Origin of the sequence: Mesorhizobium jarvisii (genome assembly GCF_003601985.1) — a bacterium.
Taxonomy (GTDB): domain Bacteria; phylum Pseudomonadota; class Alphaproteobacteria; order Rhizobiales; family Rhizobiaceae; genus Mesorhizobium; species Mesorhizobium jarvisii.
This window is the reverse complement of record NZ_QZXA01000007.1, coordinates 389,993-404,481: the sequence shown is the minus strand read 5'-3', so window position 1 is coordinate 404,481 and position 14,489 is coordinate 389,993. Positions and strand designations below refer to the sequence as shown.

Genomic DNA, 14,489 nt, shown 5'->3' with positions numbered 1-14,489 from the left:
CAGCAAGATACGCAACAGCGGCAAGCCAGTGCGGAGGGGTTGATGAGCGATATCGAACGCGAAAGCATGGAATTCGACGTGGTCATCGTCGGTGCCGGTCCGGCCGGCCTTGCCGCGGCCATCCGCCTCAAGCAGGTCAATCCCGAGCTTTCCGTCGTCGTGCTGGAAAAGGGCGGCGAGGTCGGCGCCCATATCCTCTCCGGCGCCGTGGTCGATCCGATCGGCATCGACCGGCTGCTGCCCGGTTGGCGCGAGGAGGAAGGTCACCCGTTCAAGACGCCCGTCACGGCGGATCATTTCCTGGTGCTCGGCCCGGCTGGCTCATTCCGCCTGCCCAACATATTGATGCCGCCGCTGATGAACAATCACGGCAACTACATCGTTTCGCTCGGCAATGTCTGCCGCTGGCTGGCCGGCAAGGCCGAGGCGCTCGGCGTCGAGATCTATCCGGGCTTTGCCGCCGCCGGCCTGCTCTACAATGAGGAGGGCGCCGTCACCGGCGTCGTCACCGGCGACATGGGCGTCGAGAAGGACGGCACGCATGGGCCGGGCTTCGCGCCGGGCATGGCGCTGATGGGCAAATATGTGCTGATCGGCGAAGGCGCGCGCGGCTCGCTCGCCAAGCAGTTGATCGCCAAATACAAACTCTCCGACGGCCGCGAGCCAGGCAAATACGGCATCGGTCTCAAGGAACTCTGGCAGGTCAAGCCGGAGAACCACCGGCCGGGCCTGGTCCAGCATTCCTTCGGCTGGCCGCTCGACATGAAGACCGGCGGCGGCTCCTTCCTCTACCATCTCGAGGACAACCAGGTGGCGGTCGGCTTCGTCCTCCACCTCAATTACAAGAACCCCTATCTGTCGCCCTTCGAGGAATTCCAGCGTTTCAAGACCCATCCGGCAATATCAGGCACGTTCGAGGGCGCCAAGCGGCTCGGCTATGGTGCGCGCGCCATCACAGAGGGCGGCTGGCAGTCGGTGCCGAAACTGTCCTTCCCAGGCGGCGCGCTGATGGGTTGCGCCGCCGGCTTCGTCAACGTGCCGCGCATCAAGGGCTCCCACAATGCCGTGCTGTCGGGCATGCTGGCGGCCGATCATGTCGCCGAGGCGATCGGCGCCGGCCGTGCCAATGACGAGCTCACTTCCTACGAGCAAGCCTGGCGCGCGACCGATATCGGCAAGGATTTGAAGAAGGTTCGCAACGTCAAGCCACTGTGGTCGCGCTTCGGCACCATCGTCGGCGTCGGTCTTGGCGGCCTCGACATGTGGCTGAATACGCTGTTCGGCATCTCGCCCTTCGGCACGCTGAAGCACGGCAAGGCCGACTATGCCACGCTCGAGCCCGCCGCCCAGCACAAGAAGATCGCCTATCCGAAGCCCGACGGCGTGCTGACCTTCGACCGCCTGTCCTCGGTGTTCCTGTCCAACACCAATCACGAAGAGAACGAGCCGGTCCATCTGCTGGTCGGCGACATGGATCTGCAGAAGCGGTCCGAGCACGATGTCTTCGCCGGGCCTTCGACACGCTATTGCCCGGCCGGCGTCTATGAATGGGTCGACAAGGACGGCAACGCCGCCGCCGATCCGGCGGCAAAGGACGTCCGCTTCGTCATCAACGCGCAGAACTGCGTCCACTGCAAGACTTGCGATATCAAGGACCCGAACCAGAACATCAACTGGGTGCCGCCGCAGGGCGGCGAGGGGCCGGTCTACCAGGGCATGTGATCTCGCGCGGCAGGGCGGTTTCGGCCTCGGCGGCAAGAAAATGCAGGTAGGGCTGGCCGCGAGGGCATGCAGGCCAGCAGAAACGTTGAAACGGCCACCGGTCTATGGTTCCTTCTCTGGAGATAGGGAGAAGGCCGATGCGCCGGACAGTTCTGACATGCCTCGTCGCCATCGGAGCGCTGTTTGCGCCACAGGCCTCGGCCGGCACCAGGGCAGTGGTCCAGACGCGGACCTACGACGTCACCGGAAGCTCGGGCACCGCCCTCGTCGACGCGATGGACAGAAAAGGCCCCCGGCACGGCTTCATGACGCATGCCATCGCCACAACCTCCTATACCGTCGACTGGGACCTCGACGCCGGCCAGGGCAACGGCTTCTGTCGGATGCGAGGGGTCAATGGCACGCTGAATCTTTCCTACACCTTCCCGCGCCTTGCCTCACCCGCGACGTCGGCGCTGAAGAGGCGCTGGAACAAGTTTTTCGCAGGTGTTCGCGCCCATGAGGAAACACATGGGCGCATCGCCAGGGAGATGATGCGCGCTACGGAAAGGTCGATAACCGGCCTGCAAGTCGTCAACGACCCGTCCTGCTACAAGACGCGCCGCGAGGCGCGGCTGCGCATCCAGGCGATCTATGCCGAATATGAGGCCAAACAAAACGCTTTCGATCGGCGCGAACACAGCGATGGCGGCCATGTCGAGCATCTGATCGCTGCCTTGACCGGAAAACCTTGAACCAGGGCAATTCCAGGAAAAGTGTAAAACGGTTTTCCCGGGAAAAAGCGCCGTAGCGCTTTCCCTTGGGAATTGCGTTAGAACAAGGACTAGACCCCTCGCCATCGCGGGTCCTTGCCGCCAGCCCGCTCGATTGGCGTGTCAGCTTTGCGGCTTCACCGAAAAGTCGCTCGCCGCGAGCGCGGTGGCGTGGTCATTCTCAGGCTGCTTGTCGTCTGGCCTTAGCGTGAACTCGACCAGCACCGGCAGATGGTCGGAGCCGGTGTCCTCCAGCCGCTTGGAAGACAGGAGCGTCAACCCGCCCTTGCTGAACACCTGGTCGATCGGCAGGCCCGCATAACGGCGCAGGATGTCGGGCAGTGTCCGGTGGATCCAGGTCGGGCCGGCGGAAGGCATCACTGTCAGCCCGCCGAGAGCCGCGACCCGCCGCACCGCAGCACTCCACGGCACGGCGTTGCAATCGCCGGCCATGATCGCGGTCTCGCCCAACCCGGCCAATGTCTGCGCCAGTTCGCCGATCTGCCAGTATTGCTCCTTCGGCCACGGCCAGCTCAAATGGATCGCGGCGACATCAACGTCGATCCCGCCGAAGTCGATGGCGGCGGTTGCCATCGCGCCGCGCGGCTCGCAGCGCGGTGTCGTGCCGGCCACGAAGGGCCGGCGCGACAGCAGCGCGACCCCGAACATGCCGTTCGGGTAGGGGCACAGGATACGGTAGGGATAGGCGCTGGCGATGGTGCCAAGCTCGGTCGTCCACATCTCCGACACCTCATCGAGGGTGATTACGTCCGGGTCGGTGCGGCCGATCAGGGAGAGCACTTTCTTCGGTGTCGGGTTGTTGAAGCGCAAGTTCATCTGCAGCAGGCTGTAGACGGCCTGATCGGTGGGCTTAGCAACCGCCGGTTGCGGCCAGAGCCTCGGCAGGGCGCTTGCCGTCGTGGCCAGGCAGGCGATGGCAAACAGCAGCCCCGCTGCCGCTTGCAGCCGAAACGAGCTGGCAAGCAGCGGCAGTGCCAGAAGCGCCATGAGCACGCTGAAGTGAATGCGGAAATGCGAGAAGGAATCGAAAGCCGGATGCAGCGTGCCGAAGAATCCGGCCAACAGCGCGGCCGATAGCGCCGTCATCGCCAGGAATGCCAACCCAGCCATCATTTTCAAGCGCGCGCCTGTCATCATCGAGGTCGTGTCTGCCGAATGCCGCCTGACGATCCGTTCCATCTGCTTATCGGTCAACTTGCGGGCCGGGCAAGACGACGAAATGCCTCGCCCAGGCGCTGCGGCCGCCTATTGGAACGCTGTCTCCGAAAAGCTCCGGAGCTTGCGCGAATGCAGCCGCTCCATCGGCATCTCGGCCAGCTTCTCCATCGCCCTGATGCCGATGGTAAGGTGCTGCGCCACCTGGCGCTTGTAGAACTCGGTCGCCATGCCAGGCAGCTTCAACTCGCCATGCAGTGGCTTGTCGGAAACGCACAGAAGCGTGCCATAGGGGACACGGAAGCGGAAGCCATTGGCGGCGATCGTCGCCGATTCCATGTCGAGCGCGATGGCGCGCGACTGCGACAGGCGCTGCACCGGTCCGCGCTGGTCGCGCAGTTCCCAGTTGCGGTTGTCGATGGTGGCGACCGTGCCGGTGCGCATGATGCGCTTCAGATCATAGCCGGACAGGCCGGTGACTTCGGCGACCGCTTCCTGCAGGGCAACCTGGATTTCCGCCAGCGGCGGGATCGGCACCCAGACCGGAAGGTCGTCGTCCAGCACGTGATCCTCGCGCACATAGGCATGCGCCAGCACATAGTCACCGAGCGCCTGTGTGTTGCGCAGCCCGGCGCAATGGCCAAGCATCACCCAGGCATGCGGCCTCAGCACGGCGACGTGGTCGGTGATCGTCTTGGCATTGGAAGGGCCGACGCCGATGTTGACCATGGTGATGCCGCCATGGTTCGGCTTTTTCAGGTGATAGGCCGGCATCTGCGGCAGGCGCTGCGGCCCAACGCCTTCGCTGGGCGAACTCTGTCCGGCCCTGGTCACGACATTGCCAGGCTCGACGAATTCCGCGTAACCGCCGCCGCCCTTCTCCATCAGTTCGCGGGCGCGGGCGACGAATTCGTCGATGTAGAACTGGTAGTTGGTGAACAGCACGAAGTTCTGGAAATGCTGCGGGCTGGTGGCCGTATAATGCGTCATGCGGTGCAGCGAATAGTCGATGCGCTGCGCCGTAAACGGAGCCAGCGGCCTTGGTTCGCCAAAGGCCACTTCGAAGGTGCCGTTGGCGATCTGGTCGTCGGTGCCGTCGAGATCCGGCACGTCGAACAGGTCGCGGATCGGCCGCTTGATGCGCTCCGCGGCGGCTCCGTCGACGTAAGTTCCCTCCAGGAAGGCGAAATGCAGCGGAATGGGCGTGGTCGATTCCGAAACCGTGACAGAGACACCGTGGTTGCGCATGATCAGGCGCAGCTGTTCGACCAGATAGCTCTCGAACAGGTGCGGCTGTGTGATCGTGGTGGCGAAATGGCCGGGTGTCGGCATATGGCCGTAGGCTTGGCGCGAGTCGACCTGGGTGAACGAACTCGTGGTGACGCCGATCTCGGGATAGAAGGCGCGGTAGCGCTTGCTGCTGTCGCCGCCGGCGGCCGCCAGGGCCGAGAAGGCGTCGCGCAGGAACTTGGTGTTGCGGTCGTAAAGCAACTGCAGTGCGGCAACGGCTTTTTCGGCGCTGTCGAAGCTTTGCCGGCCAAAAGGCTCCGGCATGACGACAGATTCGATGGCTTGAGGGTAGATTCGCTTTTCCATGGCTCAATATAGAGACTTGGACGAGCGGTTGGGAGGGGTGTCGCTGCCGAAGGCGCCCAAAGCGCCATTTTTCTTTATCCCCGCTGCAGGCTGACCAGCAGAACGAAACCCACGCCGGACTTCCTCAGGGCCGGCGCCTCGATCGTCGAGCCGGCATCCGCGCGCATCATCGGCACCGCCAGGACCGGCGCGGCCAGGAGCACCAGGATGAGCGCCGCCCGCGGCAGGAGCCGAAGGGTCTTGAGAGTGTTGGCGGCGATGCGGGTCATGATGTCTGAGCTTTTCTTTTCGAGGTCCGGGTTTCTTTGTTTCAGTGACGAAGGTTGGTCGGGCAGGCGAGGCGGCACATTCTGGTGACTTCGTCCCAGGAGCGGGGAGAACGGCCCGCTTCGGCGACGAGGATGGCGAAGAACATTCCAAACAGGCTCATCAGCAGGCAGACGATGGTGAAGCGGCGAGCAAGCATTGGGGTCGTGTCTCCTTCAACACGCCGGAGAATGCCCCAACGCCTCTGAACCGGCTCTGATGCCGGCGTTCATCTGCGGTTCAAATTGATTGACGGGATCTGGGCGGGTCGTCGCCGGCCACCGGCAGCGGGGGCAAGAGCCCCAGGGCTTGACGTGCCGGTGAAACGAAAACGGGGCCTGTCGGGCCCCGTCATGGATGTCGCAAGGATAGATCGATCAGAGCTTGTGCCAGGTCTGGCTCTTGCAGATCAGTCCGCCAAGCACGCAGCCGCTCATCTTGAGAGCGGTGCCCGACAATGTCGCCTTGCCCGAATAGGTCTTGTCGTTTGCAGGGTCGGTGATGCTGCCGGCATATTTGTTGTCGCCCGCCGCCTTGAGCGAGCCGATCGTCTTGCCGGCATATTTGCCCGATTTGAGCGTGATGGAAAACGAGCCGCTGCCTGAAATGGCCGCGGTATCGCCGGCTTGCGTTTTCCAATTGCCCTCGATCGGATCGGCCCACGCCGCACCCGCGATGATCAATGTGGCTGCAAGAGCCAGGCTCACTTTTCGAAACATGTCTTGCTCCCTTTGGATAGCCGGCCGAATTCTCCGCCTCGCCGGTCTGCCGCTTACGCAAACGTAAGCTAATCCAGCTCCCGGCAAAACAAAAGCGGTGCCGCAACGGAAGACTTTGGGATTTTGAAGCCGCCTGAATTGGCTCCGTCGGCGAGGAAATGAAAACGACCGGCACGTGCTGTTTGTTTCCCGTGGTTAGCGGAGTGTTGATCCAGGCTCGAAAAATTTTCCTCGAATTTGACGAAAATCGGCTGAATTGCTGACTTCGTATCCTTAACGAATTTCCGCGTTTACCTCTTGTTTTAGCTTTGTTTTCTTCAAATTAAGCACGCCATTTAACGACGGATTCAAGCCTGATCGGCATCCTCGGAAGCATCGAAAGAGCGGCCCGGACAAGACGAACGGAGGCAGCTCTCGGGAGCCAGACAGGGGACTAAAATGGCACGTTTTGAAATGCTTGAAGCAGGTTTCGGCGCCATGGGGGCAACTGCCCAGGCCGACATTCTTTTCGAACTGGGCATGATGTATGCGACCGGCCGCGATTGCGAAACCGACGTCGTTGCCGCCCACAAATGGTTCAACATCGCCGCCATAAAGGGCTCAGCCCGCGCCGCGGAACTGCGCTCGGAACTGTCGGCCGCCATGTCGAAGGTCGAGATCGCCAAGGCGCTGCGCGAAGCCCGCGAATGGATGACCATGCACTGAGTTTCGGCAGACGGGGACGCTCCGGCCAAGACCGCTCCAAGACGGTCGGGCCAAAACAGGGATAAGGCTGCGCAGACAGCCAGGCCACGGGCCATCAACAACAAGAATGCGGCATGCAGGATCGGCCAAGCCGTGCGACGGACCATGACCCCGAAAAGTATCCGTTCTTCGGATCATGGCAGGGAAGACAGGGAAGGCTCCGTTGGGGTTCGCGGCGCGGGGGCGCTGGGAAACCGCCCGATAGGCAAAAAAAGCCACGACCAGCCGGAACAAGGCTGGCGTGGCTTTTTGCGTGGATGAGGGCTCGCAGGCCCAATCGAGTGGCGCCAATGCGCCTAGACAGGCCCAATGAAGGATGAAATTGTCCCGCCTCTCTGGAAGAAGCGCGGCCGGGGGCCGCGCGTGAGTGGAGGAGTTCTATTGCCATGAAAAAAATGAGTATTTTGAGCGCGGCCATTTTCGGCCTGATGATGAGTGCGCCCGTCGCATTCGCCGACGACATCACCGTCTCGGTGGTCGGCCCGATGACCGGACAGCTCGCCACCATCGGCGATCAGTTCAAACAGGGCGCACAGGCCGCCGCCGATGCCATCAACGCCGCGGGCGGCGTCAACGGCTCGATGATCAAGCTCGATATCGAGGACGACCAGTGCGATCCCAAGCAGGCCGTGTCGGTCGCCAACCGCATCGTCGCCAACGGCGTCAAGTTCATCGACGGCCATGCCTGCTCGGGCTCGAGCATTCCGGCCTCGGCCGTCTATGCCGAGGCCGGCGCGCTGATGATGAGCCCGGCTTCCTCGAACCCGGTGCTGACCGACGCGGCCGCCAAGGCCGGCTGGCCGACCATCATGCGCCTCTATACGCGTGACGATGCACAGGGCGCCTTCATCGGCCCGTGGATCGCCAAGAAATATGCCGGCAAGAACGTCGTCATCCTGCACGACAAGAGCGCTTACGGTCAGGGCGTGGCCGATGCCGTCAGGGCGACCATGAACACTGGCGGCCTCAAGGAAGTCTACTATGACGCCATCAATCCCGGCGAGAAGGACTATTCGGCGCTTGTCACCAAGCTGAAGGATCTCAAGGCCGACGTCGTCTATTTCGGCGGCTATCATCCTGAAGCCGGCCTGATCCTGCGCCAGTCGGCCGAACAGAACCTGAAGTTCCAGCTGATCATGCCGGACTCCATTGCCTCGCCGGAATTCTGGCAGGTTGCCGGCCCGGCCGGCGAAGGCACCATGTTCGTCTTCCCGTCGGACCCGCAGGCAAAGCCGGAAGCCAAGGCCGCCGTCGAGAAGATCAAGGCCGGCGGCTTCGTGCCGGAAGGCTTCACGCTGTTCTCCTACGCCGTGGTCCAGGCGTTCGCCGAAGGCATCAAGCGCGCCGGCAGCGACGATCCGGCCAAGGTTGCCGAAGCGTTGAAGAACGGCACGCCGATCAGCACCGTTGTCGGCGACGTCACCTTCGACGAAAAGGGCGACCTCAAGAACGCCAGCTACGACATCAACCAGTGGCATGACGGCAAGTACGCGCCGATCGCGCAGTAATCTCGGGTAATGAGATAATCCAAGGAAATGGCCGGGGTTCGCCCCGGCCATTTTGTTTGCGGTCCGCGCAGCGTTCCGCTTGTCAGCCTGTGGCAGCGGTCGGCGCGCTCTGTTCCTCGACGAACCGCACCAGCACCGTCCCGTCGGTGACCTGCGCTCCTTCCACGGCGATCTCGGCAACCACTCCGTCATGCGGGGCGGCGATGGTGTGCTCCATCTTCATCGCCTCGAGGATCAGCAACGCTTGTCCCTTGATCACCGCGTCGCCTTTCGCTACGCGCACCAGCTTGACCAGCCCGGGCATCGGCGCGCGCAAGCTGCCGGAGGCGGCAGCCGCGTCATCGCTGCGTGCCAAGGGGTCCGATACCGCGAATGTGTAGCCGACGGCGCCTTCGAACACAGTGATGTGGCCAGGCCAGCGGGCGAGGCGGGGAGTGGCGCGGAATTCATGCGAATTGGTGCTGTCATAGGGCGCATCGAGCGCCACCTGGAAGCGCCCGTCCGGCCGCACCGAAACCTTTGCCAGTATATCGGTCTCGCCGAACTTCAGCCGCGTGCGCCGCGCCACGCCGTGGAAATGCGCATAGCCGGAAAGCGACGACCATGGGTCGTTCGATGGCGGCAAGGCTTCCGCACCGGAGGCGGCGAGCGCTGCTGCCGAGACGATTTCGCCGGTCGGCGGCGCGACCCCGGTCAGTGCCGCCTGATGCCTGCCGATCAGGCCGGTGTCGACGTCGCCAGCACAAAAGTCGGGATCGGCGGCAAGGGCGGCAAGGAAACCGGTGTTGACCGTGGAACCGGCGATTTCGGTCCGCGACAGCGCCGCGCCGAGCGCTTCCAGCGCTGCTTGCCTGTCCTTGGCATGAACCACCAGCTTGGCGATCATCGGATCATAGTAGGGGGAGATGGCATCGCCGGCCCGCACGCCGGTCTCGACGCGCATTGTGGCGCCTTCGGGGGCCGCGTCAGGGAACTTCAGATGATGCAGCGTACCCGTTGCGGGCAGGAACCCCTTTGCCGCATCCTCGGCATAGATGCGCGCCTCCAGGGCATGGCCGGTCGGCGCGATCTCGCTCTGCGTCTTCGGCAGCTTTTCGCCGCTGGCAACCCGCAACTGCCACTCGACCAGATCGATGCCGGTGACCATTTCGGTGACGGGATGCTCGACCTGCAGGCGAGTGTTCATCTCCATGAACCAGAAGCGGTCGGCCTTCAGCCCGTGCGAGGCGTCGACGATGAACTCGATGGTGCCGGCGCCTGAGTAGCCGATCGCCTTGGCTGCCTTCACCGCCGCTTCCGTCATCGCCTTGCGCAGCGCCGGCGTCATGCCGGGGGCGGGGGCTTCCTCTATCACCTTCTGGTGGCGGCGTTGCGCCGAGCAGTCGCGTTCGTAAAGATGCACCGCATTGCCGAAATTATCGCCGAACACCTGCACTTCGATGTGCCGCGGCTTGTCGACATATTTTTCGACCAGAACGCGGTCGTCGCCGAAAGCAGCCTTTGCCTCGCGCCGGGCGCTGGATAGCGCCTCGGAGAAATCATCGGGATGCTCGACGCGCCGCATGCCCTTGCCGCCGCCGCCGGCGCGCGCCTTGATCAGCACGGGATAGCCGATCTCGCGTGCCTTGGAGGCAAGCAGCACGATCTCCTGCGCTTCGCCATGATAGCCCGGAACGACGGGAACGCCGGCTTTCTCCATCAGCCGCTTGGCGGCATCCTTCAGCCCCATGGCGCGGATCGAGGCCGCCGACGGACCGATGAAGGTGAGCCCCGCCGCCACCACCTGGTCGACGAAATCAGGATTTTCCGACAGGAAGCCGTAGCCGGGATGGATGGCCTGCGCCCCCGTCGAAAGCGCAGCCGCGACAATCCGGTCCCCGCGCAAGTAACTCTCACCGACAGGCGAGGGGCCAATGTGAACGGCCTCGTCGGCCATCTCGACATGCAGGGATTTCGCGTCGGCGTCCGAATAGACGGCGACGGTGTGCACCCCCATCTTGCGGGTCGTGCGGATGACACGGCAAGCAATCTCGCCCCGATTGGCGATCAGGATTTTGGCGAACATGGAGCCTCCCGGGTTTGCCTCGGGCGGCACCAGCCTGGCCGCCGGCTTACTTCGACGCAGCGATCGCGCAGCCGCCGCTTGCGGTCTTGACCTTCCATTTGGCGAAGCCGCTCTGACAGGCGCGCAACGCCGTTTCCTCCGCGGCCTTCTGCGAAGGTGCGTTCAGCTTCACGCTGCAGAAAATGTGGAGATCGACGACGCGCGAATAGAACGTCGTGGCGTAGGCCGAATGGCCGCTGGCCGCGATATAGGCGAGGTAGGATTTGTAGCAGGCTTCCTTCGGATCGAGTGACAAGGTCGGGGAAAACCGCTTGTCGCCCATCTTGCCCGCCAGCGATTCCGCCGAACCGGCGCCATGTGTTGCGAATATGAGCAAACTTGCAAGTATCGAGGCAGCCATCCCCCGGCAATATTTCAGTTCCATTTCCACCCTGTCCCCGTTGCATTGCGCAGGACAAGCAGTAGCGAATATTTTTCCTCGCCGCCAGTTCGTTGTCGGGGGTTCGAGCTTGCATGTGTTGGTGAATCGGTTGGTCCATACAGTTCAACCCTTCCGGAGCGCAGCAACGGCTTGCCAGTATAGTTCCGCCATGTGCTCGTCGAAGCAGCAGAAGATGACAGCTTCAGGCACGGTTTTCTCTTCCATGACCATGGTGACCGTGCCGACAGCGATCTCGGCCGCCTCATCTTTCGGGTAGTGGTAAACACCGGTCGAGATCGCCGGAAACGCCACCGTTCGGCAATCATTGGCGGCCGCGAGTTCCAGCGACCTGCGATAGCAGGAGGCCAGCAGTTCGGCTTCGCTCCTGCCGCCGCCCTGCCAGACCGGCCCGACGGTGTGGATGATATGTCGAGCCGGCAGCTTGTAACCTTTGGTGATCTTGGCGTCGCCTACCTTGCATCCGTTCAACATCCGGCATTCGAACTCGAGCTCGCGGCCGGCGGCGCGATGGATGGCGCCATCGACCCCGCCACCGCCGAGAAGCGAGGTGTTGGCGGCATTGACGATGGCGTCGACATCCAGCTTCGTGATGTCGCCGGTGTGGATGCGAATCCTGTCCAGCGCCTTGCTCATCTCACATCCTGAACACGCCGAACCGCGTGTCCTCGATCTCGGCGTTGAGTGCGGCCGAAAGGCTGAGTGCCAGCACCTCGCGTGTCTTCGCCGGGTCGATGATGCCGTCGTCCCAGAGGCGGGCGGACGAGTAGAGCGGATGGCCCTCATGCTCGTATTTCATCAGGATAGGCTTCTTGAATTTCGCCTCCTCTTCGGCGCTCCACTCGCCGCCCTTGCGCTCGATGCCTTCGCGCTTGACCATGGCGAGCACGGTTGCCGCCTGTTCGCCGCCCATCACTGAGATGCGGGCGTTCGGCCACATCCACAGGAAGCGTGGGGAATAGGCGCGGCCACACATGCCGTAATTGCCGGCGCCGAACGAACCGCCGATGATGACGGTCACCTTTGGCACCCTGGCGGTGGCAACCGCCATCACCAGCTTGGCGCCATCCTTGGCAATACCGCCGGCCTCGTATTTCCGGCCGACCATGAAGCCGGTGATGTTCTGCAGAAAGACCAGCGGGATCCCGCGCTGGCAGCACAACTCGATGAAATGCGCGCCCTTCAGCGCGCTTTCGGAAAACAGCACGCCATTGTTGGCGATGATGCCGACCGGCATGCCGTGGAGATGGGCAAAACCGGTGATCAGCGTCGTGCCGTAGTTCTGCTTGAACTCGTCGAACTCGGAGCCGTCGACAAGACGCGCGATCACCTCGCGCACGTCATAGGGCTGGCGCAGATCGGTCGGCACGACGCCGTAGAGTTCATCCGCCGGATGAAGCGGTGGAATCGATCTCTGTAAGTTCAGGCTTACGGTCTTGTTCCGATTCAGGTTTTTGACGATGCGCCGGCAGATGGCGAGCGCATGTTCGTCGTCCATCGCATAATGATCGGCAACGCCGGAAAGCCGCGTATGCACATCCGCGCCCCCCAGATCCTCGGCGCTGACATCCTCGCCGGTGGCCGCCTTCACCAGCGGCGGGCCGCCGAGAAAAATGGTCGCCTGGTTGCGCACCATGATCGTCTCGTCCGACATCGCCGGCACATAGGCGCCGCCTGCGGTACAGGACCCCATGACGCAGGCGATCTGCGGGATGCCGGCAGCCGACATGTTGGCCTGGTTGTAGAAGATGCGGCCGAAATGCTCGCGGTCGGGAAAGACCTCGTCCTGGTTGGGCAGATTGGCGCCGCCGCTGTCGACCAGATAGATGCAGGGCAGATTGTTCTGCAGCGCGATCTCCTGCGCGCGAAGGTGCTTTTTCACCGTCAGCGGATAGTAGGTGCCGCCCTTCACCGTGGCATCGTTGACGACGACCATCACCTCGGCGCCCTCGACCCGGCCGACGCCGGCGATCATGCCGGCCGAGGAAATCTCCTCGCCATACATTGACCACGCTGCGAACTGGCCGATCTCGAGGAAGGGCGAACCGGTGTCGAGCAATTGCGCGAGGCGCTCGCGCGGCAGCAGCTTGCCGCGTGAAATATGGCGCTCGCGCGCCTCTTCGGAGCCGCCGCGCTCGACGATCGCGGCCTTGTCGGCGATGTCGGCGACCAGCGCGCGCATGCGTTCGGCATTGGCGCGGAAGCTGTCGGAGGAAGGGGAGATCTGGGTTTGCAGGACGGCCATGCTCACACCCCCTCCGCCATGATCTCGCGACCGATCAGCCAGCGCCGGATTTCGCTGGTGCCGGCGCCGATCTCGTAGAGTTTGGCGTCGCGCAGCAGCCGGCCGGTCGGATAGTCGTTGATATAGCCGTTGCCGCCCAGCAGCTGGATGGCGTCGAGCGCCATCTGCGTCGCCTTTTCGGCCGCGAACAAAACGCAGCCGGCAGCATCCTTGCGGGTGGTCTGGCCGCGATCGCAGGCCGCCGCGACGGCATAGACGTAAGCGCGCGCGGCGTTCATCACCGTGTACATGTCGGCGAGCTTGCCTTGCACCAGCTGGAACTCGCCGATCGGTTGGCCGAACTGCTTGCGTTCGTGCACATAGGGGATCGCCACGTCGAGACAGGCTGCCATCAGGCCGATCGGGCCGCCGGCAAGCACGGTGCGTTCATAGTCGAGGCCCGACATCAGCACCTCGACGCCGCGTCCTTCCTCATGCAGCACATTGTCGAATGGCACCTCGACATTCTCGAACACCAACTCCCCGGTATTGGAGCCGCGCATGCCGAGCTTGTCGAGTTTCTGCGCCACGGAAAACCCGGCAAAAGCCTTTTCGACGATGAAGGCGGTGATGCCGCGCGATTTCCGCTCAGGATCGGTCTTGGCATAGACGACCAGCGTGTCGGCGTCCGGGCCGTTGGTGATCCACATCTTGGTACCGTTGAGCACATAGCGGTCATTGCGCTTTTCGGCGCGCAGCTTGAGCGAGACGACATCGGAGCCGGCGCCGGATTCAGACATCGCCAGCGCGCCGACGCGCTCGCCCGAACACAGCGGCGGCAGGAATTTTTCCTTCTGCACCGGCGTCGCCCAGCGGTTGATCTGGTTGACGCAGAGGTTGGAATGGGCGCCGTAGGAAAGACCGACCGAAGCCGAGGCGCGGGAGATTTCTTCCACCGCAATCACATGGGCGAGATACCCCATGCCGCTGCCGCCGAAATCGGGATCGGCGGTGATGCCGAGCAGGCCGAGGTCGCCGAGCTCGCGCCACAGATGCGCCGGAAATTCGTTCTGGCGGTCGATATCGCCGGCGATCGGCGCTATCCTGTCCTGGGCAAAACGGCGTACCAGGTCGCGCAGCGCCTCGATATCCTCGTCATGCCCGAAGCTGAGCGTGTTCGTGTACATGCCGTTCCTCCTCCCGCATGACCCCGAAAATCGACTTCGATTTTCGGAAAG

Annotated in this window: 14 protein-coding genes; 4 read left to right on the top strand and 10 right to left on the bottom strand. The window is 63.2% G+C overall.

Annotated elements, in window-relative coordinates; all coding sequences use genetic code 11:
• Positions 1-42 precede the first annotated feature (42 nt).
• Both D3242_RS20215 and D3242_RS20210 read left to right on the top strand, forming a co-directional pair.
• Positions 43-1,722 (top strand): electron transfer flavoprotein-ubiquinone oxidoreductase, encoded by a 1,680-nt coding sequence (locus D3242_RS20215; RefSeq protein WP_064985042.1) that lies wholly within the window; start codon positions 43-45, stop codon positions 1,720-1,722.
• Between the two features lie 137 nt (positions 1,723-1,859).
• Positions 1,860-2,456: a DUF922 domain-containing Zn-dependent protease gene (locus tag D3242_RS20210; protein ID WP_064985041.1), complete on the top strand. Its 597-nt coding sequence runs from the start codon at positions 1,860-1,862 to the stop codon at positions 2,454-2,456.
• Positions 2,457-2,597: 141 nt separating this feature from the next.
• Here D3242_RS20210 and D3242_RS20205 read toward each other — a convergent pair whose 3' ends face one another.
• The 5 genes from D3242_RS20205 to D3242_RS20190 form a co-directional block, all read right to left on the bottom strand.
• Complete coding sequence (locus D3242_RS20205) at positions 2,598-3,674, bottom strand: endonuclease/exonuclease/phosphatase family protein (RefSeq protein ID WP_223217761.1); 1,077 nt, start codon at positions 3,672-3,674, stop codon at positions 2,598-2,600.
• Between the two features lie 66 nt (positions 3,675-3,740).
• The gene (locus tag D3242_RS20200; protein WP_223217760.1) at positions 3,741-5,204 is read right to left on the bottom strand and encodes an AMP nucleosidase; all 1,464 of its coding nucleotides are present in this window, start codon (positions 5,202-5,204) and stop codon (positions 3,741-3,743) included.
• A gap of 116 nt (positions 5,205-5,320) precedes the next feature.
• Positions 5,321-5,515, bottom strand: a complete 195-nt coding sequence (locus tag D3242_RS20195; RefSeq protein WP_019857168.1) for a hypothetical protein — start codon at positions 5,513-5,515, stop codon at positions 5,321-5,323.
• A gap of 41 nt (positions 5,516-5,556) precedes the next feature.
• Positions 5,557-5,712 (bottom strand): hypothetical protein, encoded by a 156-nt coding sequence (locus tag D3242_RS33580; protein ID WP_167470439.1) that lies wholly within the window; start codon positions 5,710-5,712, stop codon positions 5,557-5,559.
• A gap of 217 nt (positions 5,713-5,929) precedes the next feature.
• Positions 5,930-6,271 carry a DUF2147 domain-containing protein gene (locus D3242_RS20190; RefSeq protein WP_019857170.1) on the bottom strand — a complete coding sequence of 114 codons (342 nt, stop codon included), beginning with the start codon at positions 6,269-6,271 and terminating at the stop codon, positions 5,930-5,932.
• Positions 6,272-6,709: 438 nt separating this feature from the next.
• Between D3242_RS20190 and D3242_RS20185 the strand changes: the two genes are divergently transcribed.
• Both D3242_RS20185 and D3242_RS20180 read left to right on the top strand, forming a co-directional pair.
• Positions 6,710-6,976: an SEL1-like repeat protein gene (locus D3242_RS20185; RefSeq protein WP_010915070.1), complete on the top strand. Its 267-nt coding sequence runs from the start codon at positions 6,710-6,712 to the stop codon at positions 6,974-6,976.
• A 425-nt stretch (positions 6,977-7,401) separates the two neighbouring features.
• Positions 7,402-8,523: a branched-chain amino acid ABC transporter substrate-binding protein gene (locus tag D3242_RS20180; RefSeq protein ID WP_027046653.1), complete on the top strand. Its 1,122-nt coding sequence runs from the start codon at positions 7,402-7,404 to the stop codon at positions 8,521-8,523.
• Between the two features lie 82 nt (positions 8,524-8,605).
• Here the strand turns inward: D3242_RS20180 and D3242_RS20175 are convergent, their stop codons facing one another.
• The 5 genes from D3242_RS20175 to D3242_RS20155 all read right to left on the bottom strand — a co-directional run bounded on the left by D3242_RS20175 (position 8,606) and on the right by D3242_RS20155 (position 14,438).
• Positions 8,606-10,588 carry an acetyl/propionyl/methylcrotonyl-CoA carboxylase subunit alpha gene (locus tag D3242_RS20175; protein WP_064985107.1) on the bottom strand — a complete coding sequence of 661 codons (1,983 nt, stop codon included), beginning with the start codon at positions 10,586-10,588 and terminating at the stop codon, positions 8,606-8,608.
• Between the two features lie 46 nt (positions 10,589-10,634).
• On the bottom strand, positions 10,635-11,012 hold the full coding sequence (locus D3242_RS20170) for a hypothetical protein (RefSeq protein ID WP_038645617.1): 378 nt from the start codon (positions 11,010-11,012) through the stop codon (positions 10,635-10,637).
• A 120-nt stretch (positions 11,013-11,132) separates the two neighbouring features.
• A complete protein-coding gene (locus tag D3242_RS20165) occupies positions 11,133-11,663 on the bottom strand; it encodes an O-acetyl-ADP-ribose deacetylase (protein WP_038645619.1) in 531 nt (176 codons plus the stop codon).
• A 1-nt stretch (position 11,664) separates the two neighbouring features.
• Positions 11,665-13,272, bottom strand: coding sequence for a carboxyl transferase domain-containing protein (locus tag D3242_RS20160; RefSeq protein ID WP_064985038.1), 1,608 nt, complete (start codon positions 13,270-13,272; stop codon positions 11,665-11,667).
• 2 nt (positions 13,273-13,274) lie between these two features.
• Complete coding sequence (locus D3242_RS20155) at positions 13,275-14,438, bottom strand: isovaleryl-CoA dehydrogenase (protein ID WP_019857175.1); 1,164 nt, start codon at positions 14,436-14,438, stop codon at positions 13,275-13,277.
• Positions 14,439-14,489: the final 51 nt, after the last annotated feature.

What these genes read in the sequence shown, in the direction of transcription:
- D3242_RS20185 (WP_010915070.1), top strand. Translation starts at nt 6,710, where the DNA reads ATGGCACGTTTTGAAATGCTTGAAGCAGGTTTCGGCGCCATGGGGGCA.
- D3242_RS20195 (WP_019857168.1), bottom strand. Translation starts at nt 5,515, where the DNA reads ATGACCCGCATCGCCGCCAACACTCTCAAGACCCTTCGGCTCCTGCCG.
- D3242_RS20175 (WP_064985107.1), bottom strand. Translation starts at nt 10,588, where the DNA reads ATGTTCGCCAAAATCCTGATCGCCAATCGGGGCGAGATTGCTTGCCGT.
- D3242_RS20215 (WP_064985042.1), top strand. Translation starts at nt 43, where the DNA reads ATGAGCGATATCGAACGCGAAAGCATGGAATTCGACGTGGTCATCGTC.
- D3242_RS33580 (WP_167470439.1), bottom strand. Translation starts at nt 5,712, where the DNA reads ATGCTTGCTCGCCGCTTCACCATCGTCTGCCTGCTGATGAGCCTGTTT.
- D3242_RS20210 (WP_064985041.1), top strand. Translation starts at nt 1,860, where the DNA reads ATGCGCCGGACAGTTCTGACATGCCTCGTCGCCATCGGAGCGCTGTTT.
- D3242_RS20165 (WP_038645619.1), bottom strand. Translation starts at nt 11,663, where the DNA reads ATGAGCAAGGCGCTGGACAGGATTCGCATCCACACCGGCGACATCACG.
- D3242_RS20200 (WP_223217760.1), bottom strand. Translation starts at nt 5,204, where the DNA reads ATGCCGGAGCCTTTTGGCCGGCAAAGCTTCGACAGCGCCGAAAAAGCC.
- D3242_RS20190 (WP_019857170.1), bottom strand. Translation starts at nt 6,271, where the DNA reads ATGTTTCGAAAAGTGAGCCTGGCTCTTGCAGCCACATTGATCATCGCG.
- D3242_RS20160 (WP_064985038.1), bottom strand. Translation starts at nt 13,272, where the DNA reads ATGGCCGTCCTGCAAACCCAGATCTCCCCTTCCTCCGACAGCTTCCGC.
- D3242_RS20170 (WP_038645617.1), bottom strand. Translation starts at nt 11,012, where the DNA reads ATGGAACTGAAATATTGCCGGGGGATGGCTGCCTCGATACTTGCAAGT.
- D3242_RS20180 (WP_027046653.1), top strand. Translation starts at nt 7,402, where the DNA reads ATGAAAAAAATGAGTATTTTGAGCGCGGCCATTTTCGGCCTGATGATG.
- D3242_RS20205 (WP_223217761.1), bottom strand. Translation starts at nt 3,674, where the DNA reads ATGGAACGGATCGTCAGGCGGCATTCGGCAGACACGACCTCGATGATG.
- D3242_RS20155 (WP_019857175.1), bottom strand. Translation starts at nt 14,438, where the DNA reads ATGTACACGAACACGCTCAGCTTCGGGCATGACGAGGATATCGAGGCG.